General features: G+C 57.4%; 19 protein-coding genes and 1 other RNA gene. 7 read left to right on the forward strand and 13 right to left on the reverse strand.

Annotation, left to right across the window (positions count from 1 at the left end):
* The first annotated feature begins 116 nt into the window (after positions 1-116).
* The 4 genes from DFP90_RS19740 to DFP90_RS19755 all read left to right on the forward strand — a co-directional run bounded on the left by DFP90_RS19740 (position 117) and on the right by DFP90_RS19755 (position 5,466).
* Positions 117-1,646: a tetratricopeptide repeat protein gene (locus DFP90_RS19740; protein ID WP_115938663.1), complete on the forward strand. Its 1,530-nt coding sequence runs from the start codon at positions 117-119 to the stop codon at positions 1,644-1,646.
* Between the two features lie 134 nt (positions 1,647-1,780).
* The gene (locus DFP90_RS19745) at positions 1,781-2,737 is read left to right on the forward strand and encodes an ABC transporter ATP-binding protein (RefSeq protein ID WP_115938665.1); all 957 of its coding nucleotides are present in this window, start codon (positions 1,781-1,783) and stop codon (positions 2,735-2,737) included.
* Positions 2,734-3,468, forward strand: a complete 735-nt coding sequence (locus DFP90_RS19750) for an ABC transporter permease subunit (protein WP_115938667.1) — start codon at positions 2,734-2,736, stop codon at positions 3,466-3,468. The genes DFP90_RS19745 and DFP90_RS19750 overlap by 4 nt, the downstream gene beginning before the upstream one ends.
* A gap of 3 nt (positions 3,469-3,471) precedes the next feature.
* On the forward strand, positions 3,472-5,466 hold the full coding sequence (locus DFP90_RS19755) for a GldG family protein (RefSeq protein ID WP_115938669.1): 1,995 nt from the start codon (positions 3,472-3,474) through the stop codon (positions 5,464-5,466).
* Positions 5,467-5,563: 97 nt separating this feature from the next.
* Here DFP90_RS19755 and DFP90_RS19760 read toward each other — a convergent pair whose 3' ends face one another.
* On the reverse strand, positions 5,564-5,950 hold the full coding sequence (locus DFP90_RS19760) for an ectoine synthase (protein ID WP_115938671.1): 387 nt from the start codon (positions 5,948-5,950) through the stop codon (positions 5,564-5,566).
* Positions 5,951-6,072: 122 nt separating this feature from the next.
* On the opposite strand from DFP90_RS19760, the gene DFP90_RS19765 reads away from it, so the two are divergent.
* Complete coding sequence (locus DFP90_RS19765; protein ID WP_115938673.1) at positions 6,073-6,951, forward strand: LysR substrate-binding domain-containing protein; 879 nt, start codon at positions 6,073-6,075, stop codon at positions 6,949-6,951.
* A gap of 11 nt (positions 6,952-6,962) precedes the next feature.
* On the opposite strand, the gene DFP90_RS19770 is transcribed toward DFP90_RS19765, so the two are convergent.
* From DFP90_RS19770 to DFP90_RS19780, 3 genes are all read right to left on the reverse strand, one after another.
* Positions 6,963-7,247 (reverse strand): transcriptional regulator, encoded by a 285-nt coding sequence (locus DFP90_RS19770; RefSeq protein ID WP_115938676.1) that lies wholly within the window; start codon positions 7,245-7,247, stop codon positions 6,963-6,965.
* A 2-nt stretch (positions 7,248-7,249) separates the two neighbouring features.
* Positions 7,250-8,260, reverse strand: coding sequence for a hypothetical protein (locus DFP90_RS19775; RefSeq protein WP_115938678.1), 1,011 nt, complete (start codon positions 8,258-8,260; stop codon positions 7,250-7,252).
* Between the two features lie 90 nt (positions 8,261-8,350).
* Complete coding sequence (locus DFP90_RS19780; protein WP_147301071.1) at positions 8,351-9,397, reverse strand: alpha/beta hydrolase family protein; 1,047 nt, start codon at positions 9,395-9,397, stop codon at positions 8,351-8,353.
* 144 nt (positions 9,398-9,541) lie between these two features.
* Between DFP90_RS19780 and DFP90_RS19785 the strand changes: the two genes are divergently transcribed.
* Positions 9,542-10,549 (forward strand): helix-turn-helix domain-containing protein, encoded by a 1,008-nt coding sequence (locus DFP90_RS19785; protein ID WP_115938682.1) that lies wholly within the window; start codon positions 9,542-9,544, stop codon positions 10,547-10,549.
* On the opposite strand, the gene DFP90_RS19790 is transcribed toward DFP90_RS19785, so the two are convergent.
* From DFP90_RS19790 to def, 3 genes are all read right to left on the reverse strand, one after another.
* A complete protein-coding gene (locus DFP90_RS19790) occupies positions 10,546-11,286 on the reverse strand; it encodes a substrate-binding periplasmic protein (protein ID WP_115938684.1) in 741 nt (246 codons plus the stop codon). The genes DFP90_RS19785 and DFP90_RS19790 overlap by 4 nt on opposite strands.
* Positions 11,287-11,381: 95 nt before the next feature.
* Positions 11,382-12,308 (reverse strand): methionyl-tRNA formyltransferase, encoded by a 927-nt coding sequence (gene fmt / locus DFP90_RS19795; protein ID WP_115938686.1) that lies wholly within the window; start codon positions 12,306-12,308, stop codon positions 11,382-11,384.
* A 36-nt stretch (positions 12,309-12,344) separates the two neighbouring features.
* A complete protein-coding gene (gene def, locus DFP90_RS19800; protein ID WP_115938688.1) occupies positions 12,345-12,860 on the reverse strand; it encodes a peptide deformylase in 516 nt (171 codons plus the stop codon).
* Positions 12,861-13,055: 195 nt separating this feature from the next.
* On the opposite strand from def, the gene DFP90_RS19805 reads away from it, so the two are divergent.
* A complete protein-coding gene (locus DFP90_RS19805; protein WP_115938690.1) occupies positions 13,056-14,468 on the forward strand; it encodes a DNA recombination protein RmuC in 1,413 nt (470 codons plus the stop codon).
* 39 nt (positions 14,469-14,507) lie between these two features.
* Here the strand turns inward: DFP90_RS19805 and DFP90_RS19810 are convergent, their stop codons facing one another.
* From DFP90_RS19810 to ffs, 6 genes are all read right to left on the reverse strand, one after another.
* Positions 14,508-15,926: a DUF4139 domain-containing protein gene (locus DFP90_RS19810; protein WP_115938692.1), complete on the reverse strand. Its 1,419-nt coding sequence runs from the start codon at positions 15,924-15,926 to the stop codon at positions 14,508-14,510.
* A gap of 26 nt (positions 15,927-15,952) precedes the next feature.
* Complete coding sequence (locus tag DFP90_RS19815; RefSeq protein WP_115938694.1) at positions 15,953-16,678, reverse strand: type 1 glutamine amidotransferase; 726 nt, start codon at positions 16,676-16,678, stop codon at positions 15,953-15,955.
* A 3-nt stretch (positions 16,679-16,681) separates the two neighbouring features.
* Positions 16,682-17,278 (reverse strand): recombination mediator RecR, encoded by a 597-nt coding sequence (gene recR, locus DFP90_RS19820; protein ID WP_115938696.1) that lies wholly within the window; start codon positions 17,276-17,278, stop codon positions 16,682-16,684.
* A 21-nt stretch (positions 17,279-17,299) separates the two neighbouring features.
* Positions 17,300-17,635 (reverse strand): YbaB/EbfC family nucleoid-associated protein, encoded by a 336-nt coding sequence (locus DFP90_RS19825; RefSeq protein ID WP_115938698.1) that lies wholly within the window; start codon positions 17,633-17,635, stop codon positions 17,300-17,302.
* A 3-nt stretch (positions 17,636-17,638) separates the two neighbouring features.
* Entirely contained in the window at positions 17,639-19,468 is a 1,830-nt protein-coding gene (locus DFP90_RS19830) for a DNA polymerase III subunit gamma/tau (protein ID WP_115938752.1), read from the reverse strand.
* A gap of 150 nt (positions 19,469-19,618) precedes the next feature.
* Positions 19,619-19,711, reverse strand: an RNA gene (gene ffs, locus DFP90_RS19835) — signal recognition particle sRNA small type.
* Between the last annotated feature and the right edge of the window lie 64 nt (positions 19,712-19,775).

Genomic DNA, 19,775 nt, shown 5'->3' on the forward strand with positions numbered 1-19,775 from the left:
CGCAACAGTGTCGAGGGAGAACAACGCTTGCAGGCACCGGACCCGCCGCTCGATGGAAGGCTGCCACACGCAATGTCGTTGATTGACAACCATGATTAAGTGTATCCAGAGGCATCATGAAAAAACCCGCCTCTCCTGTGAAGATCCTTAAAGACCGGGCCCAACTGCTCCATGCACGGGGACAGACGGGCGAGGCAGTAATGATCTGGCGCAATATCCTGCTGGCCCGACCGGATGATGTGGATGTTTTGCTGGCCATGGGACGCGCGCTTTTCGAGGCTGGCCGCATTGCCGAAGCGGAAGCAAGCCTGCGCGTCGCCGTCGAGCGCGCGCCCCAGCGGCCCGAAATCTGGATTGCACTGTCACAATGCCTGCAATCCTGGGGCAGTTGGCAGGAAGCAGAGGACTGCCTCCATAACGCCACCGCCCGTGCGCCAGACCGGTGGGAGGCTCACCAGGCCTTGGGCGCGTTGAAACTGGCCCAGGGCAGTATAATGGAAGCGATGGCTGCGTTTCAGGCAGCGCTGGATCGGAACAGTGATTTCGCCCCCGCCCGGATCGGTCTTGGCCGGGGCTGGTGGCTGCGTGGTCAGGCGGAAGAAGCCATCCGCCATTTCAAGGAAGCTGCGGAAAGCGCCCCAAAAATGCCCGAAACACAATTGCAGCTGGGGCTGGCATTATTATCCCAGGGCAAAGGGGCGGAAGGCTGGCGTGCCTTGGAGGGCCGCATGAATGCGCAAACACAGCTGAATGATCCTCCCATTCAACTGGATCCAAAGATAAAAACCCTGCCCTTGTGGAACGGACAGCCACTGACACATGAAACCCTGTTGGTCACCCATGAGGGCGGCTTGTGTGAAGCTCTGCAATTCAGCCGCCTGTTGAACCGGATTCCGGCGGAAAGGGTGATCTATCATTGCCCGGCATCTTTGAAGGCACTGCTCCAGGGATCGCACAGCAAAGCGGAATTTGTTTCCGATCATGAAACCGCCCCCGCCGCGGACCGGCGTGTGCCCCTGCTCAGCCTGCCCCATCTTCTCAATCTGGACCGACCGGACGACCAGAAACCCTATCTCCGGGCCGATCCCACCCTATTGTCCCCTTGGCGATCGCGGTTGGAAGGCGGGGTTAAGATCGGGATCGCCTGGAAAGGCGGCAGCCGGCCCTTTGACGCCGGTGAGCGTTATGTTCCGCTTGAGGCTTTCCGTCCGCTAAACGAATTGGAGGGGGTCTCCCTGGTATCGCTTCAAAAAGGCGATGGCCGCCAGGAAATGGACGCGGTTCCCTTCCCGGTCCATGATTTTGATTCCGAAATGGATGAAGAGCAGGACGCCTTCCTGGACAGCGCCGCCATGATCCAGGCCATGCCCCTGGTGATTGCCGTGGACGGTGCCATCGCCCATTTGGCGGGCGCGCTTGGCCGGCCGGTCTGGTGCCTGCTGCCACCGGATCTGCCCGAATGGCGTTGGCAGGCAGAAGGCCGCGACACCCCCTGGTATCCGACCATGGATTTGTTCCGCTGCCCCGACAGCGGCAACTGGGAAAACCTGATGCAGGAACTTGCCACCAGACTGCGCAGAATGATGGCGGGCGAAGATCCCGATACTCCCGCCCTTCCCCTTGATCTGCCGGAAAACGGGAAATAAATTCGGCTTGTGAACCCGGTTTACGCAAAGGGCAAATTGGGTCACAATCAGGCCACAAAACTCATTCATATAAATGTGTTAAGCAGTTGAGGACCGGCTCGCCGGTCCCTTTTTCAGAACAGGTTTAGGGAAAGATGATAGAACTCGATCACCTGACCAAGAAATTCGGCGATTTCACCGCTGTCGACGATATCTCGTTAAATGTGGAAAAAGGCGAGGTTCTAGGCTTTCTGGGCCCGAACGGCGCCGGAAAATCCACCACCATGAAGATGCTCACCGGCTATTTGGTGCCCAGCGCCGGCACGGCACGGGTCTGCGGCCATGACGTGCGTAAATCACCGGTCAAGGCCAAGTCCCATATCGGATATCTGCCCGAAGGAGCACCCGCCTGGGCGGACATGACACCCGACACATTTTTGAATTTCGCCGCACGCATCCGCGGACTGTCGGGTGGTGAGGCCGCCAGGGCCATTTCCGCAGCCATCGAGAATACCAGCCTGGACACCGTGTTAAACCAGCCGATTGAAACCCTGTCCAAAGGCTTCAAGCGCCGGGTTGGCCTGGCCCAGGCCCTGCTGCACAATCCGGATGTCCTGGTATTGGACGAGCCGACCGACGGCCTGGATCCGAACCAAAAACATGATGTGCGCGAATTGATCCGCGAAATATCCGCCAACAAGGCAATCATCGTGTCCACCCATATCCTGGAAGAGGTTGAGGCAGTCTGCAGCCGCGCTGTCATCATCGATCAGGGCCGTGTGGTCGCCAACGAAAGCCCGGCAGAACTTGAAGCGCGATCAGAGCGCCATAATGGGGTATCCGTGACCGTCCGCCCGGCCGATCTGGAGCGGGCCAAGTCCGCCATCTCCGGTGTCACCGGCATCGCGGGCATGAAAAACGAGGGCGAAGGTCAACTGTTTATTACCGTTCAGGGCCGCAAGCCTGTCGCTGCCGAAGTGGCGGAGACCTTGAAGGCCCATGGTATCGCCCCGATCGAATTTCTGGTCGAACGCGGACGCCTGGAAGAGGTGTTCCGAACCCTGACCCACAGCGACACCGCAGAGACTGCAAGCGCGGAGCAAAATTCATGAGCAAGACACTCACCCTGTTCCGGCGGGAGATGAATGCCTATTTCGCGACCCCGCTGGCGTATGTTTTCATTGTTATTTTCCTGATCATGGCCAGCAGCCTGACCTTTTTCCTGGGTAACTTCCTGGAGCGCGACCAAGCCGATCTGATCCCGTTTTTCCAGTTTCATCCCTGGCTGTTCATCCTGCTGATCCCGGCAATTTCCATGCGGCTTTGGGCCGAGGAAATCCATTCCGGCACCATGGAACTGTTGCTGACTTTGCCGGTCACCACCGCCCAGGCGGTGCTGGGCAAGTTTCTGGCGGCCTGGATTTTCATTGGTGTGGCTCTGATGCTCACCTTCCCGATCTGGGTCACGGTCAATTATCTGGGTGAACCAGATAACGGCGTGATCCTGGCCAGTTATATCGGCTCTTTCTTCATGGCAGGCGGTTATCTGGCGATGGGTGCCTTCATTTCCGCCATGACCAAGAACCAGGTCATCGCCTTTGTGGTCTCAGCCGCTTTCTGTTTCCTGTTTACCGCCAGCGGTTCCCCCATCGTGCTCAATCTATTTTCCGGTTGGGTCGGTGATTCCGCCACCCATTTCATCGCGGGTTTGAGCTTTCTGACCCATTTCCAGGATCTGATGAAGGGGGTCATCGATTTCCGCGATGTCCTTTATTTTGCAAGCCTTATTGTCTTTTTCCTGTATGCCAACACGGTCGCGGTCGACCGGGCAAGGGGGGCCTGATCCATGCCAGAGAATTTCAACAGCCGGCGGGTATTGCTGGCGATCCTCGCGGTCATTGCCTTCGTCGCGGTCAATGCCGGATTTTCCAATCTCGCCGGATGGCGGCTGGATCTGACAGAGAACCGTCTTTTCACCCTGTCCGACGGGTCGAAAAACATCCTGACCCAGCTGGACCAGCCGGTGGAACTGACATTCTATTATTCCAGCAACCTGGGTCGGGAAGTTCCCGCCTACGGCAGCTATGCCGACCGGGTACGAGATATGCTGAGCGAGTTTTCCGCGGCCAGCGGCGGCAAGCTGCGCTATCGCGAAGTGGACCCGTTGCCTTTTTCCGAACAGGAAGACGAGGCCGTGGAAGCCGGTATGCAAGGTGTGCCGCTGGATGCGTCCGGCGAAAAGGTCTATCTGGGCCTGACCGGCAGGATCGTCGGCGCGGAAGAGACGGATAGATCCGCTCCGGCCATCCCCTTCTTCCAGACCCAGCGTGAACGGTTCCTGGAATATGATCTTTCCAAGCTGGTTTACAGTTTGAGCCATCCCGAACTGCCCGTGGTCGGTGTAGTCACCGGCGCACAGGTCTTTGGCGATTACGGCATGATGATGCAGGGCCGGGAACCCCAGCCCTGGGCCGCCATCGCGCAGGCACAGGAGTTTTTCACTGTCGAGCAGCTCTTCACCCCGGAAGATTTCCTAGAATATCAGCCGGAGATCCTGATGGTGATCCATCCGCGCGAATTGGGCGACGAGATGCTCTATGCCATCGACCAGTTCATGATGCGCGGCGGACGTGCGGTCATGTTCCTGGATCCCTGGTATGAAACCGCGGCCGGCGGCAGGCCCGGCATGGTCCCGGAAAATTCCGAGACCGCGCTGACCAAACTGTTCGACAAGTGGGGCATTTCGATCGAGGCCGGAAAATTCGCGGGCGACATCAAAATCGGCCGCGAAGTGAATGCCGGTGAGAACGGGCAGGTGATCCCCGCCCCTTATGCCGCCTGGCTGATGCCGAAGGATGAGAATTTCAATCGGGACGAAGCGGCCATCGCGGATTTGCAGCAGATGCTGATCCCCAGCGCCGGGATCATCCGGCAGGCGGAAAATTCCCCGCTGACCATGATCCCCCTGATCGTCACCAGCGATCAGGCCCGTGCCCTGGATGTTGCTGATCTGCGTCAGCCGAAGGTCTTGGATCTGCTCAAAAACTGGCGAGATACCCCGGAAGGCAGTGAACAATTCACTCTGGCTGCCCGCTTCTCCGGTCCTCTGGCAACCGCCTTCCCGGATGGCCCGCCGGAACCGGAAAAGGATGAAGCGGCAACCGAGGAAACCGGGGACGAAGGTGCAACCGAAGAAACCACCGAGAATGCTTCCGATGAAGATACAACGGCGGAAGAGGAAAAACCCAAATTCCTGCCCCACCTGGAGGTTACCGAAAAAACCGCCAATATCATCCTGGTGGCAGATGCGGATCTTCTGGTCGACCGTTTCTGGGTCCAGGTCAGCGAGTTTTTCGGACAACGCATGATGATCCCGTTTGGTGACAATGGTTCCCTGCTGGTCAATGCGCTGGAAAATATGAGCGGCAGCACGGATCTGATCTCCCTGCGCAGCCGTGGCACCGGTCAGCGTCCCTTCACCATGATGGCCGATATCCGCCGGGCCGCGGAAGAACGCTATCGCGAGCAGGAACAGCAGCTGTCCAAACAATTGATCGAAACCGAACAGAAGATCGCTGAATTGCAGGGCGGTGGGGCCGATGGCCAACAGGCGGTGATTGAATCCACCCCTGAAACCGAAGCCACCATCCAGCAATTCACCGAGGATTTGCTGGCAACCCGCAAGGAATTGCGGGCCGTCAATCACAAGCTGAGACAGGATATCGAGCAACTGGAAGGGCGGGTGAAATTCGTCAATATCGCCGCCGTTCCCTTAATCGTAGCACTGGCTGCTTTTGCGCTCGGCTGGGCACGGCGGCAGCAAAGACGCCGGGTGCGTTAATCCGCACCGTTCCCTTAAGCAAGAGACAACAAGGCCGCCGGTTATCCTGGCGGCCTTTTCTTGTTCGCGGGATGCCCGTTGTTTTAATCTTTCGGCATCAATAGGCCGATCCATCCTCTCCCGCCAGATTATGCCGCTCCGTTCCTTTAAGGGGCGGATTGAAAATACTCACCAGAACCAGATCTTCGTCACGGCCGCCTCGCAGAAAATGTTTGTCGTGATTGTCCAGGACATAAATGTCCCCGGTCTTGATGGGGTGAATATTACCCCGCATATCCTCCACCTCGCCGCTGCCGCCAATGCAATAGCAGGCCTCCAGATGATTCCGGTATTCCAAAAGGGATTCGCTGCCCTTTGCCACAACCGTATGACAAACGGTGAATCCCATGCCGTCTGTTTCTGTCAGCAGCCGGTGGCTGGTGCCATTCCCCCAATGCACAAACCGGTCGGTCTTTTCCACTTCTTCCAAATTGCGAACAAACATCTCTCATTCCTGTAAATTATCTGAACATATTTTCCCAAACACCCTTCCTAATCGTGGTATCACTTAGATTTGGAACCCGACAAATGATCAAAACTTTCTATATTTGTAAGTTTTTTTAACATATGAAACTTCCGCCTCTAAACGCTCTGCGGGCTTTTGAATGCGCCGCACGCCACCTCAGCTTTTCCAAAGCCGGCGACGAACTATGCGTCACCCATGCTGCGATCAGCCATCAAATCAAACTGTTGGAAAGCTGGTTCGCACGGCCTTTATTTGTGCGGGAAAATCGGCAGGTCCGGCTCAATCACGCCGGAACGGAACTCTATGAACATCTGGCTCACGCCCTGCCCGAACTCGCCCGGCTGTGCCATCGTTTGAAACAAGGTCCTCACCCGGTAAAAGTCGGTTGTATTCCCTCCATTGCCAGCCGGTGGTTGATCCCCGGCCTTCCCGATTTCAACAAAAAACACCCGGAGATCCAGGTAAGCATTCTTTACGCCCGGGCTGAGGAAAAGCTAACTGACGGTGATTATGACCTTCTGGTGACCTTTCGCCGGGACCCAGACAACCACACCAACAGCATGCCGCTCTTTTCCCGCGCCAGCCGGCCCGTTTGCAGCCCGCATTATCTGGCAGGCCGCCCGAAACCCGAAACGGCCGATGCCATCTTACGATCCGACCTGCTGCATGATGAGAATGAGCGTGACTGGCGGGACTGGGCCAATGCTGCTGGCACCTCCGAACAAACTGTAGCCGATCACCATGGCCCCGTTTTCCAGGATTCCAATCTTATGATGACCGCGGTGATTGCCGGACACGGCATTGCCCTTTGTCCGGTCGATATTTTCCGTACCGAGATTGACCGGGGAGACTTGGTGGTTTTATCCGATATCGCCACGCGACAGGATGAACACTATTATTTGATAGAGCATCAAGATTGCCGACAGGATGCAAAAACCGTATCACGTTGGTTCCTTGACTATATTCATCGGCAAATTTGAACCGGGCCGGTTCAACCGCCCAACAAACCGCGTATCTGCAAACAGTAGCTCTCAAACGCCTTCATGCCGCTGGGAGACAGATGATAAACCGTGTTGGAACGGCCCTTCAAAACAGTTTGGCTATGGAGAAATCCGGCGGCCGCGAATTTCTTCAAATGCGCATCCAGGTTGCCGTCGGTGACCCCCAGCCGATTTTTTAGATCAGTGAAACTGATTTCCTCGCGTGCAAGCAATACCGCGATCCTTGTCCTGACCGGCTGATGAAACAGAGGATCAGGTGACGGCAGATCCACCATCTTCAGATTCCCGCCCGGATCAGCCGCTGCCCGTCCGGATCCCACTGCCAGGCGGCTTCCGGGCCGGAGAGATGCACACCACCCATCCAGTCATCGCGTTTTATTCCGGCTCGTTTTTGCCCCGCCAAAACAGCCCGGCCATGATCACTCAGCAAAAGGCGCTGGGCTCGAAAATCCTCCAGCTCAATCTCGTCCTTGGGCGGATAGCGGAAAGGGGTTGGCTGGCAAGTTAGCAAGGGAAATTCTGCCATGCAGAGCCGTTCCAGAATGACGAAACTTTGCCAGTCCCCCATGAAAAGATGGGTTTCAAAATCCATATTGCGCATAAACAACCGCGCCGGGTCTTCTGTTCCATCCGCCACCAGCTGCAGAAACTGCCGTTCTGATCGGGTCAGGCCATCACTGATCCAAGGGAATTCTTGCAGCTGCCGTTCCAGGCAGGGTTTGAGATAGGGCAGAGGGGAAAAATCCGCTTTCAACAGAAAATTCTGCAACGCCAATGGATCATCACCACAAAAAGCTGCCCAGGCGCTGCGTGCCAAAGCAATCTGGGATTCACTCACCGTCCGGCGCTGATCCATCAGGCCTGCCGCCTGTTCCAGGGTGAGCTGCCCCAGCCCCCGGAAAGGCTCGATACCCGGATATTCCCCAATACAGATCAGACTAACGGTTGTCTCGTCCCTCAGGCCCAGCTTAGAAATCAAGTCCAGGATCTGGACCAGCTGCAGCTGGTCCAGCAGATCATGTTCGAACCACAAGACCAGCTCGTCATAGCGCCCGGCACCTTGGAAATGCGCATCCCGGAGGGTGAAACCGACAATAACCTCCCGCCGGTCAAGTATTTCGCCCGCCAGATATCCCCCCCGGATCTCTGCCAGCGCCTCCAGGGATTTATCCGCCGGAAACGGTCCATGATGCATAACATCGCGCCAGGGCAACACATCGCCCGGCACCGTTGAATGCTTGATCAGATCCGACGCCCCATCGCCATTTGTCACATGCAGCCAATTCACGTTTTCTCGCTCCGATAACACCAACACTCTGCATTACAGAGTATCTCTGTTTTGCAGAGTGTCAATCCTTTCATCATCACCGGACCTGCATCACCCCGCCGGCTGAGGGGACAGAAAATTTCGGATTAATCGCAGGATTTTCCGATGCACCTCTGCCCTGTTGCCGCCCGGCGGCTCGTCACAGATCGGGTCCTCGCCTTCTTCCCGCAGGATCCTTGCCCCCTCATGCTTACATAGCGCCAGGAAGGAAAAATGGTTGGCCGCCGGAACCACATGATACCGCATATCCGGCACAAGCTCCGAAAGGCGGTTGCCATCCGGCCCTGAATTGGCGGCGAACAACCGATTGGTTCCTGTGCCAAGGTTAATCACCAGCGAAGGCAATTTGATCGACCGAATGCTGTCTTCCGCCATGCCAAAAATCAATCCGGGATCAATCCCGATCAGGCGCTTGATCCGGCGATCGGCCAATTCCTGCTCAAACTCCGCCTGAGGCAAAGTGGCCAGATCAACCCCGCCCCTGACAAAATGCAGGCAATCCTCCGCCCTGTTCCGGTTGGTCCGGCAATAGTCCAGATAGCGGGCCAGATCCATCCGCCCGCCCCCCAGTGAAAAGATGCTGGCACCACCGAGAGAAAAACCAAGTCCCGAGATGTCATCCCGGTCTATGCGCCCCGACAATTCACGATCCGCCAGGATGTAATCCAACGCAGCGCTGAGATCCTTGGGTCGGGTCCAATGCCGAACGGCTCTTTTGGGATCGGCATTGCCTGTGGTACTGCCGGGATGATTGACCGCCAGAACCATGCCGCCGTCACGGACCAGGGCCGAAGCCAGCCAATTCATATTTTCTGCACTACCGCCCGATCCATGGGACATCAGCACAAGCGGAAAGCGGCCTTGCGCCATTTCCGCATCCCTTTGCACCGGTCCGCCGGAAAAAACGGCATTGTCCCCCACAAGCGCCTCCCGCCCGTTGGAACTGGTGGGATACCAGAGGGAGGCCCGGATTAATTGTTCCCGATGCTCTGCCGGTATCTGCAATTCGCGATACCCAATGGTTGGATCTGATAAGGCCGATGAGATGGTCAGGCAGAATAAACCAACAGATGCTATTGGCAGTGTACGCATACGCATGATGATCTCCTGTTTCATGTAAAACCGGGACCAGATAAGCGGCAATTGATCGGTTCGGCGACCTTGAACCGGTTTTAGGTCGCCCGGAACCGGTTTAGGGTCTAGAAGAAGGGAAAGCACGCCACTGTCAAAGATCTGATCTTCATGCCTGTCCTGCCATTATCTCTGTTTGTAGCGCTGATCCTGCTCTATTTGCTGGCTCGAGCCCATATTCGAGGCGAAATCCCGCCTTTGATGCGGGCCGGTATCGGGCTTTGTGCCCTGCAGGCGATCATCATTGCAGGCAACCAGCATTATCACCTCACCTGGCTTGGGGCGGTTCAACCGGTTACAGCCGGTGCCATACCCGCCCTGCTCTTCACCGGCTTCCTGTCGGCGGCCCGTCGCAGGCTGAGTTGGGGCCGGGATAGTTGGCATTTTGCCGGTCCCGCACTTACTTTCTTCACCGCGGTCTTTGCCACCCCGGCCCTGGATATTGTCATTCCCTTCCTCTTCCTGAGCTACGGCAGCGCCATCCTGATCATCTTGAAAGACGGTCCCGATGCCGCCCTTCAAGAACGCTTGGAAGAAGTCGGCATATCCATCCGGGTCTGGCGGTTGCTCGGAACTTTTCTGATCCTATCTGCCTTTGGTGACATGCTGATCGCGCTCGATTACCTTTACGGGCAGGGTCATTATGCCCCCTTGATCCACGCATTTTCCAACAGCCTGACCCTTCTGGCGCTTGGACTGGCCGGTTTAAGCGCCAGTACCAGGCCAGTTCTGGAAACATCGGCTCTAACCACGCCAGCAGGCGATGAGCGCCACGGCACGGACGAGGAAATCATCACGCGCCTGGAAAAACTGATGGAAAGCGGACAGGTCTATCAGAACCCGGACCTGACATTGGCACAGTTAGCCCGCAAGCTCACCCTGCCGGTAAAAGCTTTGTCCGGGGCGATCAACCGCCAAACCGGCATGAATGTCTCACAATTTGTCAACGGATATAGGATCAAGGCAGCCTGCCGACTGCTCGAACAGCCCGAAACCAATGTTACGGAAGCCATGCTGGCCTCAGGTTTCCAGACAAAATCCAACTTCAACCGGGAATTCAAGCGCGTCACCGGGAAAAGCCCCAGCGCTTGGCGCGCTGTGTCGAACACAATATCTTAGTTGGTCAGATACTCCGCCTCAATCGTCTGCAATGTGCCGTCAACACGCATCGCGTCCAGCTCCGCCTGCCAAGCAGCAACAATCTCGGGCGCGGTACCATTGGAAAAGGCAATGTAATGATCAGATTGCTCCAGTTTCAAAACTGGTTTGATCAGATCCAGCGACAGGCCCTGGTGGCGCATTTGATGGGCCACCGTCAGGTCGTTGAGCAGCAGCAACGTCCCGCGACCGGAAAGCAACATCTGAAGATGTTTGTCCACATTGCTGTAGGGCAGCAGATTGGTGAAACCTTCGGACGACAACAGCTGGAAATGCGCGCCGCCATCCTGAACCAGGATACCTCGAACCGCCTTGGCCTGTTCCCGCGTGATGGCATCCTGCTCGTACAAACTGCTGGTATAAAAATATTCCCTGACCGACAGAATGGGCCCGACCCACTGGAAACTGCCTTCACGCTCGGCGGTCCGCACCATGGAGAACAACACCATATTCGGCTCATTTAAGGTCAGATCATAGGCATGTTTCCACCCCATTACCTTGATCGGCCGCTCCGCCTCCAGCCGCTGCATCAAGGTTCGGACCACTTCGGGGCCCATCCCCTTCAGACTGTTGCCTTCGACATAATTGAAAGGCGGAAAATCTTCGGTCATGATCGTAAGATCATCCGACGCGCGCAAGCCCGACCAGGGCAAGGCAATCAAGATCACCCCTGCAAAAAACCTAACCAGTGACAGCACAGACAATCTCCCCAAGGATCACTCAACCCAATAATCTATATCACGGTTTTCCAAACTATGGAGCGTTACCTGAAAGCAAACCGTGACCGAAAGAATTAATAGGGCAGATGGGTGCCACGGCTGATCGCACGGCCACGTTGAAAATCTTCCACATCCATCGGCTTCTTGCCCGGTCGCTGCAGACATTTGATTTTCAACGCGCCTCGCCCACAGCCCACCGTCAGTTCTTCATCCATGACAAAGCCCGGCGTGCAGCAGCAGGGAATGGCTTCTGCTTTGATGACTTTCAACCGTTCGCCGTCAGCCTCGAACCAGGCTCCCGGCCAGGGGGTAAAGGCGCGCACTTTCCGGGCCAGTTCTTCCGCGGTCACATTCCAGCAGAGCCTGGCCTCCGCCTTATCCAGTTTTTCCGCATATGTGACGCCTTCCTCCGGCTGCGGCACGGCTACCGCGCTGCCGTCGGCAAGACTGTCCAGCGCAGGGCAGATCATCGCGGCCCCAAGGGTAGACAATTCATCATGCAGGCATTGCGCCGTCATGTCCGGTGAGATCCTGACCACTTCACTGGCTAGCATGTCACCGGTATCAAGCCCTTCATCCATGGCCATGATGGTCACACCCGTTTCTTCGTCGCCCGCCAAAATCGCACGCTGGATCGGTGCCGCCCCGCGCCAACGCGGCAGCAGGGAGGCATGCACATTCACGCAGCCCAGTTTCGGCGCGTTCAAGATCATTTTCGGCAAAATCAGGCCATAGGCGACCACCACGGCGGCATCCAGATTGAGATCCGCAAAAGCCTGCTGATCGGCGGGATCACGGAAATTGACCGGGCATCGCACCTCAATGCCATGCTGTTCCGCCAGTTCATGCACGGGGCTCGGCCGTAGCTTTTTGCCCCGGCCTGCGGGGCGGGGCGGCTGGGAATAGACACAAACCACATCATGCCCGGCATCCATAATCGCTTGCAGGACCGGTACGGAAAAATCCGGGGTTCCCATGAATGCCAGGCGAAGTTTCGTCATTTGGTTCCCATCTGCTGCTGCGTCCTTGAAACCGGCTCAGGCCGCTTTGGTTTTCATCAATTTCTTGAGCTTGCGCATGATCATCGATCTCTTCACCGTGGAGAGGTGATCCACGAACACCACCCCATCGAGATGGTCGATCTCATGCTGAACACAAGTTGCCAGCAATTCATCCGCCTCAATCTCACACGCCTCGTTCTTCTCATTGAGGTAGCGGACCTTGACCTTGGCCGGGCGGATCACTTCAGCATATTGATCCGGGAAAGACAGGCAGCCCTCTTCATAGGGCGCGGTCTCATCGGATTCCCAGATGATTTCCGGATTCGCCATGCGGATCGGTTCCGGGGCATCGCCTTCGCGCGCGATATCCATCACCAGAACACGTTTGGAGACACCCACCTGGGGCGCTGCCAGTCCAATGCCCGGCGCGTCATACATGGTGTCCAGCATATCATCCATCAGCTTGACGATCTCCGCATCAACTTCGGCCACCGGCTCCGCCTTTTTCTTCAAAACGGGATGCGGGGCGACAAGGATCGGCAAAATGGCCATGGCAATTCTTCTTTCCAACTGTCATAAGAAGCCTTAGCAATACGGCTTCCCATGGGCGCAATTTCTTTTCCGGTTTCCGCACGAAAAACCGGCTCTTCTGTTTAGGTAGGGTTTCAACCCCCATACGTCAAGCAGCTTGGGTCAATCGTGCGAATCGCCTTATCCTAGGGATAATAACAGTTTTGGGGTTAATTCATGAGTATTGAATGGATCATCATCGCAGCCCTTGGCGGGATCTCGCTCTTGAGCTTGGTGGGCCTGATCCTGCAGGTCCGCCGCACACCGGCCACCGTAACCGATCCTGAAACCCTGCGCGATCTTGTGGAAACCCAAACACGTCTTGAACATCTGGAAGGCCAGCTGGAGGAAGCCCATGGCCAGCTCCGCCTATTGGATCAAAGCCGCGACCAGCTGCGCCAGCAGGTGAGCGAGCTGCAAACGGCGCTCGCGCTCTCCCGCCAGGAAGTGGCCGAGGCGGCAAAGCGCCTGTCCGATTGGGATGAGTTTAAAAAGCAGGCCCAGAACACCGCCCAGGCCGCCACGATCGAGGCCGCCAACAAGCTGAGCAGCAAGCTGTTGGAAGACCATAAGCGGGAAAATGAAGAGGCCAAGAAAGAGGCGGAAAAACGGGTTGCCGAAACCACCAAAACCCTGACCGAACAATTGAGCAATGTGGTGAAATCCGTGGCGGCACTGGATTCCCAGGTCAAGGTGACCGACCAGACCATGAATGTCCTGCACCGGGCACTTTCCGCACCGTCAACGGCTGGCTTGGCGGCGGAAACCGTTCTGGAAAACACATTGAAAGCCTTTGGCCTGACCGAGGGGCGTGATTTCTCGCTCCAGCATACGGTGGATGACGGTGACGGAAAAAGAAAACGGCCCGATGCCCTGGTCTTCCTGCCCGGTGACAGCCTGCTGGTGATTGATGCCAAAGCTTCGAAACATCTGCTGGATCTGGCCGAGGCAGAGGAAAAAGGCGAGGACACCGCCCGGATCCACGCAGATTTCAAATCCACCATGGGCAAGCATTTGCGCGATCTCACCACCCGTGACTATGCCCAGGCGATCCGCAACCAGTTCAAGGATATGGACACAAACCGAGATATCCGCCAAGTGACCACCTTCATGTTCCTGCCCAATGACGGCGCGGTCGAAAAGCTGATCGACATTGATCCTGAAATCGCCCAAAAAGCCGCGGCCAGCGATATCATCCTGGGCGGCCCCAGCAGCCTGTGGGCCGCGGTCGGCGTGGCCAGCATGCGGTTGAAATTCGCCAAGTCCCAGGAAAACCAGCAGAAAATTGTCGACGAGGTGGAAAAACTGGTCGCGGCGATCGCAACCATGGCCGAACATGGCACCCGCCTGGGCAATGGGCTGAAAACCGCCCTTTCGGCCTTTGACAAGATGGCCGGATCGGTCAATCGCAACATCCTGCCCAAGGCCAGCCGCATGGTGCAGATGGGCGTTTCCGCCCCGGCAAAAGGCCTGGATTCAAAATTTCCCAGGCTTTCCGTCCAGACCGACGCGATTGATGCCGATGTCAGCCCGGCAGAAGAACGGATCAACGGCGGCGAACTGCCCCTGCTGAAGGCGGGCGACGACTGACTATCAGCGTCACCCTGCCACTATCCGACTTTGTAAGGATCAGGGATTTTCAACCCGAACCTTATAGCGCAGCACCGTTTCGCCCTTTGCCGGAACAGCAACCGACCAGACCGCCCGGTAGGCGTCCTTTTTCGCATGGCGCGCGCTTTCTTCCAGGATTCTCCATTCGCCGTTGAACCCTTCGATCACGTCGACCACGACCCCGGCCGGGCGGGCATTACGCAAGGTGATTTCATAAGTGGTTTCATAATTGTTGCTGCGGCTGCCAGCGCCAAGCTTTTCAAAATCCACCTGTTTCCGGTCGGCGGAGATATCAAAGGCCTGGCCATATTCAACCTCGCCACGCTCGCCTTCCGCCAAGGCCTTCAAGCAGTTTTCACCCAGAAACTGGTTGCCGTTTTGGGCATAGATCCGAAACAGGCCTTCCGGCAATGGGCGGCCAAGGCCGCTTTCTGCGTCATTTTTCAGCTCCAGCCGCAGGGCCGGACGCAAATCCGCCTGGACCGGGCCCCGATACCAATGGCCGTAATCCCGATTTTCCAACACATAGCGTTTTTTCACCCGGAGATCACGGGCACTGGCAAAGGGGATCTTGATGCTGCCGCCATCCGCCAGATCCATCGGATAAGGCACGGTATAACTCCAATAGTCATGGGACGAGACACCGGAGATATCCGCTTCATCTGCCAACATCGGCGCCGCATTAAGCTCCATCCGGCCCATGGCAGCCTGGGGTACCGGTCTGGCGGCACTCTGCCGGTTGACCGACCCGGCAATCACCTGGACCCTGGCACCCTCATAGGCACGGCCACTGCGGTTCTCCAGCATGATCTCACCGGACAGCCTTAACCGGCTCTCATCATCGGAGAGGGTCGCATTATAAACCGCCTGCCAACCCAGCCCGTCGGCCAGATAGCGGACACGGGCAGGCGTTTCCCCCTTGCCCCTTGTCTGCAGGGTCACCTGCGGCAGGCGGCTGCCCAGTGATTGAAACTGATCCTTGCTCAGGATCGGGCGGCCCGGCGGGTTCATTTCAACCCGGTCGCCAAACTGGATGACCGGCCCGTTTTCCATGGACAGTAGGATACCGTCACGCCGGTCATCCTTGCCCGTGGCCGGGTTCCGGTCCGCCCAGGTGATGGCCTGGCCGACAAAACGGGTCAAAATGTCATGCATGCCAAGGCCGTCCGGCAGGGTCAGCGCATTGACCACCGCCACATCCTCGGTCTGTGGGGAAACCGACAAGCTGTCCGCGATCAGGCCGCGGCCCAGCCCCGGCAAGGCAATGCGGTTGGTGCCGCTGTCATGCACCAGCACACGTTCTTCATCCACCAGGCCCAGACCATTTTGGTAGGCGGTCACTTCCAACTTTTCCAATGCCCAGGCCGGCAACGCGGACGCTACCAGCACCAAAGCGGTCATGCCTGTGAAAATTTGTTTTCCCTTACCCCAAGCCATACTGCATCCCCCTAACAGGTTTCTGTCTAGATCAGGCCGGACCCTTTCAGGAAATTGCGCAACATCTTCGGCGCGTCCGGCAGTTCATGATAATTCGCTACATATTCCGGATGATTGTCGGACCAGGCCCCGGCAAACACCTGGCAATCCGCCTCCGGATGAAACTGTACTGACAGCCGATGGTGGCCATAATCCAGCGCCATTGCGGCCATTTCAGGGCGGGTCGCCAGAACAACGGCATCATCGACCGGAGCCGCCACCTGTTCATAATTGCCAAAGTGGAATTCCGGTGCAGCGCCCAACCCGTCAAACAGGTAATGATCGCGCCCCGCATCGGTTATATCGACCGGCAGACTGGCCGCCATGGGCCCGCCTTCCACGGGGATCACGTCACCGCCCCTTGACACCGCCATCAACTGATGGCCGCCGCAAATGCCCATCAAAGGCTTGCCGCTGTCCCACCAGTTATCGAGCCAGTCCAGCAACGACAGTTGGAACGGGCGTTTTTCATGGACCGAATGATAACTGCCCCCCAGGATAACACCATCCGCATCCTCCGGCCCGGGCAATCCGTCACCACGGCAGGCATGCAGGCCGTCATAATCGATATGATTCAGCACCCCCGCTTCATCCAGCTTCAGCGACACCCAATGAACCTCGTTATCGCCGCCGGGCGCATCCGCATAGCGATGATCCGGATAGCGGCCGGGCTCGGCAATCTGGGAAATGAAGAGGATGCGGTTTTTTGCCATGATTCAGGATTCCAGCGCATGACGCGCTTTCAGGGCCGCGCTCAGGGTTCCGTCATCCAGATAGTCCAGCTCACCGCCCACCGGCACCCCATGGGCCAGCCGTGTGACCGAGACACCGCTGGCCGCCAGCCGCTCGGTCAGGTAATGCGCGGTTGTCTGGCCATCTACCGTCAGGTTGGTGGCCAGGATCACCTCTTTTACCGGCTGGTCCGGGCCGACACGGCTCAACAGGCTTTCGATATTGAGATCCTCCGGCCCGATGCCATCCAACGCGGACAGGACACCGCCCAGGATATGAAACCGCCCCCGGAAAGCCCCGGTGCGTTCCAGCGCCCAGAGGTCACCCACCTGTTCCACCACACAGATCTGCGTGTCATCCCGTTTGGGATCGGTGCAGACTGAACAGGGATCATGGGTGTCGATATTGCCACAGGTGGCACAGATCCGGATGTTTTCCACCGCCCGGTCCAGGGCGTCAGCAAGTGGCCGCATCAGGCCCTCGCGCTTTTGGATCATATGCAATGCCGCCCGTCGGGCCGACCGGGGCCCCAGCCCCGGCAAGCGGGACAGCAACTGTATCACCTGCTCAATCTCATTCATGGAAGATCAGGCCTTCGCTGCTCAGAAAGGCAGCTTCATGCCGTCGGGAAGCTTCATGCCACCCATCATTTCCTGGGTTTTTTCCTGAACATAGGCCTCAACCTTCACCTTGGCGTCGTTATGCGCCGCCGTGATCAGATCTTCCAGGATTTCCTTTTCATCCGCTTTCAACATGCTGGGGTCGATGGAGACCCCTTTCATCTCGCCCCGGCCATTCAATGTGACACTGACCATGCCGGCCCCGGACACGCCCATATGGGTAACATCCATCAGCTCTTCCTGCATGGCCTGCATCTTGTTTTGCATCTCCTGGGCTTGCTTCATCATTTTCCCAAGATTGCCGAGATCCTTGAACATAACTTACTCCTCCGGCAGCTGGTCCGCCGCCTCGTCATCATAATCGATCAAACCGGCCTCAATGACCGGCTTCAATTCCTTAACCCGCTTGATACGGGCGCTGGGAAATGCCTTTTTGACCGCCCGGACCAGGGGATCAGACTCCGCCTCGTCCTGAGCTTGTTTTTGCGCATCCGCATTCTGGGTGGCAATGGTCGGCTCTCCTGGCTCGTTAGATAGGGAGACCATCCAGCGCATTCCAGTCCATTTGGACAAAAGCTGGGCAACCTTGCCGTGGAAATCCTTGGGCGCATCCGCGGTCGGGCGGATTTCGATCCTGCCCGGTTCGAACCGCACCAGATGCACATGCCCCTCCAGATGGGTGACCAGGATGCCTTCACGATTTTCGCGGAAAAGCTCCACTACCTGACGGAAAGATTTCGGCCGCGGCAGTTTAACTTCGCGCCTGGCTTCGGCGGCCGGTATCGGGTTTGGAACAAAATCCGGCTGGGGTGCTGCACGCATCGCTGCGGCCCCGCCATTGATCGCGCGCAGATGCGCGCTCGGCCCCGGCGGGCCCATATCCGGCCCGGGCGGCATCGCCCCCTGCGACATGGCATTGGTCATGCCGCCATTGCCGCCACCGGCGGGCGCACCACCGGCACCAACTGCCCCCGGCACACCCTGACCGGATTGCAGCTGTTTTATAATCTCACCCGGGGTCGGCATATTACTGGCATGAATCAGGCGGATCAGGACCATTTCAGCCGCCTGAATCGGGCTTGGTGCCTGCTGGGTTTCAGACAGGCCCTTCAACAGCATCTGCCAGGCCCTAGTCAGCACCGGCTGGGACAGTTTCCCGGCCATTTCCTTGCCCTTGCTCCGTTCAATCTCGGGCGTAGAGGGCTGGTCGGCCAGATCCGGCGACAGCTTGAACCGGGTCAGCCAGTAGCAGACATCCAGCAGATCCTGGATCACCACCACCGGGTCTGCACCTTCGTCATACATGCCGCGCAGTATATCAAGCGCCTGGGTCGCTTCGCCCTGCATGACCGCATCAAAAAGTTCGAACACCCGGCCACGATCGGCCAAACCCAGCATGTCACGCACCTGTTCGGCGGTAACCGCCTCCCCGGAAAGAGCGATCGCCTGGTCCAGGATGGAAAGCCCATCGCGGGCGGAACCGTCGGCCGCGCGCGCCACCATGGCCAGCGCGTCATCATCAATGGTGATGCCTTCTTTTTCGGCGACCCGGCCAAAATGAGCCGTCAGCTTCTCTACCGAGATGCGACGCAGATCAAATCGCTGACAGCGGCTGAGCACCGTCACCGGCACCTTGCGGATTTCCGTGGTGGCAAAGATGAATTTCACATGTTCCGGCGGCTCTTCCAGAGTTTTCAACAGTGCGTTGAAGGCACTGTTGGAAAGCATGTGGACCTCATCGAGGATATAGATCTTATAGCGGGCCGCGACCGGTTTATAGCGCACCCCCTCGATCAATTCGCGAATGTCGTTGACCCCGGTGCGGCTGGCGGCATCCATTTCCTGGACATCCACATGGCGGTCTTCGGCAATGGCCCGGCAATTGTCGCATTCGCCACAGGGGCTGACCGTTGGGCCGCCATTACCATCAGGACCGGTACAATTCAGCGCCTTGGCGACAATGCGCGCGGTTGTGGTCTTGCCCACGCCACGCACCCCGGTCAGCACAAAGGCCTGCGCGATGCGGCCACTATCGATCGCATTTGACAAGGTCCGGACCAAGGCTTCCTGGCCCACCAATTCTTCGAAATTCGTCGGCCGGTATTTGCGTGCGAGAACGCGATAGGCCGTATCCTGCTGTGTGTCACTCATGGGCCCGATCATATACAGCTCTCCCCGCCCTGTCTCCCCTTCTGAACGGGATTGGCAACAAAAAATATGCGCGATGATTTGGATGCGGAAAATCGCGTTGGCAATAGCATGCCAACAGTCATTTATATCATTTTTTCAGGAGGTTAAGTGGAAGATCGACAATGCGACCCAAACGAAAACTCGTTACGGCTGCTTCCTTCCGGACCTGACCGGGTTGGCGAGGACGTTCGTCCGCCGCCGACCTTCCGGGGCGTTATATGCCAATTTGTACCTGGTTTCGCAAGCGGGAATTATGTGCTACGTATTT

It is taken from the genome of Aestuariispira insulae, from assembly GCF_003385955.1.
GTDB classification, from domain to species: domain Bacteria; phylum Pseudomonadota; class Alphaproteobacteria; order UBA8366; family Aestuariispiraceae; genus Aestuariispira; species Aestuariispira insulae.

Excerpts from the sequence above, each read along its gene's own strand:
- DFP90_RS19830 (WP_115938752.1), bottom strand. The coding sequence starts at position 19,468 with ATGAGTGACACACAGCAGGATACGGCCTATCGCGTTCTCGCACGCAAA.
- DFP90_RS19810 (WP_115938692.1), bottom strand. The coding sequence starts at position 15,926 with ATGGCTTGGGGTAAGGGAAAACAAATTTTCACAGGCATGACCGCTTTG.
- DFP90_RS19745 (WP_115938665.1), top strand. The coding sequence starts at position 1,781 with ATGATAGAACTCGATCACCTGACCAAGAAATTCGGCGATTTCACCGCT.
- def (WP_115938688.1), bottom strand. The coding sequence starts at position 12,860 with ATGGCCATTTTGCCGATCCTTGTCGCCCCGCATCCCGTTTTGAAGAAA.
- DFP90_RS19785 (WP_115938682.1), top strand. The coding sequence starts at position 9,542 with ATGCCTGTCCTGCCATTATCTCTGTTTGTAGCGCTGATCCTGCTCTAT.
- DFP90_RS19750 (WP_115938667.1), top strand. The coding sequence starts at position 2,734 with ATGAGCAAGACACTCACCCTGTTCCGGCGGGAGATGAATGCCTATTTC.
- DFP90_RS19770 (WP_115938676.1), bottom strand. The coding sequence starts at position 7,247 with ATGGTGGATCTGCCGTCACCTGATCCTCTGTTTCATCAGCCGGTCAGG.
- DFP90_RS19760 (WP_115938671.1), bottom strand. The coding sequence starts at position 5,950 with ATGTTTGTTCGCAATTTGGAAGAAGTGGAAAAGACCGACCGGTTTGTG.
- DFP90_RS19805 (WP_115938690.1), top strand. The coding sequence starts at position 13,056 with ATGAGTATTGAATGGATCATCATCGCAGCCCTTGGCGGGATCTCGCTC.
- DFP90_RS19815 (WP_115938694.1), bottom strand. The coding sequence starts at position 16,678 with ATGGCAAAAAACCGCATCCTCTTCATTTCCCAGATTGCCGAGCCCGGC.
- recR (WP_115938696.1), bottom strand. The coding sequence starts at position 17,278 with ATGAATGAGATTGAGCAGGTGATACAGTTGCTGTCCCGCTTGCCGGGG.
- DFP90_RS19765 (WP_115938673.1), top strand. The coding sequence starts at position 6,073 with ATGAAACTTCCGCCTCTAAACGCTCTGCGGGCTTTTGAATGCGCCGCA.
- DFP90_RS19740 (WP_115938663.1), top strand. The coding sequence starts at position 117 with ATGAAAAAACCCGCCTCTCCTGTGAAGATCCTTAAAGACCGGGCCCAA.
- DFP90_RS19780 (WP_147301071.1), bottom strand. The coding sequence starts at position 9,397 with ATGCGTATGCGTACACTGCCAATAGCATCTGTTGGTTTATTCTGCCTG.
- DFP90_RS19755 (WP_115938669.1), top strand. The coding sequence starts at position 3,472 with ATGCCAGAGAATTTCAACAGCCGGCGGGTATTGCTGGCGATCCTCGCG.
- fmt (WP_115938686.1), bottom strand. The coding sequence starts at position 12,308 with ATGACGAAACTTCGCCTGGCATTCATGGGAACCCCGGATTTTTCCGTA.
- DFP90_RS19825 (WP_115938698.1), bottom strand. The coding sequence starts at position 17,635 with ATGTTCAAGGATCTCGGCAATCTTGGGAAAATGATGAAGCAAGCCCAG.